At 59.9% G+C, this 718-nt stretch carries 1 protein-coding gene; it reads left to right on the top strand.

Translation table 11 applies throughout. From position 1 onward, the window contains the following. Window positions 1-316: hypothetical protein (locus tag IEV46_RS18295; RefSeq protein ID WP_229736223.1), on the top strand; the 316-nt coding region annotated here is incomplete at its 5' end. Between the last annotated feature and the right edge of the window lie 402 nt (window positions 317-718).

Below are 718 nucleotides of genomic sequence, written 5' to 3'. Positions count from 1 at the left end.
CTGGTATGGATCCACCGGGGAAGTGATCGGGAGGGAACCAGCAGCCGAACAGGAGCGCCCTGGGCAGCTCAAAATTACAGCCAGGTACTTCTCCCCTCCGGTGGTAGTTTCCAGCGCTCACACGGGCTCTCAGCGCCTGAGAGGGGCTATTCTTCCCCGGGGGCCACCCGCCACTCGACCGGATCCCCGGCACCTCCCCAGTCGCCTGACCAGCCTCGCAAATCTCGCCGGGGGAGCTCCCGGGGAAGCGCACCCGGAGCAGTGCCGGGCCGCCGATCTGGGGTCCCCGGACCATTTCGGAAAAATTGTACGCTAAGACACATTTTGGACACAGAATACCCGGCACCCTGTACGCTAAGGGGCCGGGTTAGTCACAAATGCTTCGCCTGCGCCTCCTGACTAGCTCCCCGGGGAAGGGAACCGGTAGCCGGACAGGAGCGCTCTGGACGGCCGGAACCTAAGGCTCCTGACTCTGGTTTACATTTGTCTTCTATTGGGATAGAATGAAGACAAAGAAAACGCATAAAATAAAAAGGCACGAACCCGCGTCACCGGGTCCGTGCAATAGCTTGGCTAATGACGGTTCGAACTAGAAGTCCGGTCCCCGGCGCAACGGGTATCGGACTTCTTGCGTTTCTGACCTTTTTGCAACCGGTAGGTCAGGATCACCGGCCCGAAGACCAGGAAAGCCTGCCACAGGTGGCCGAAAAGCCAGGAT

The sequence above is a fragment of the Kroppenstedtia guangzhouensis genome, from assembly GCF_014637345.1.
GTDB lineage: Bacteria > Bacillota > Bacilli > Thermoactinomycetales > DSM-45169 > Kroppenstedtia > Kroppenstedtia guangzhouensis.
The sequence above is the reverse complement of the archived record's forward strand: the minus strand, read 5'-3'. Positions and strand labels throughout refer to the sequence as shown.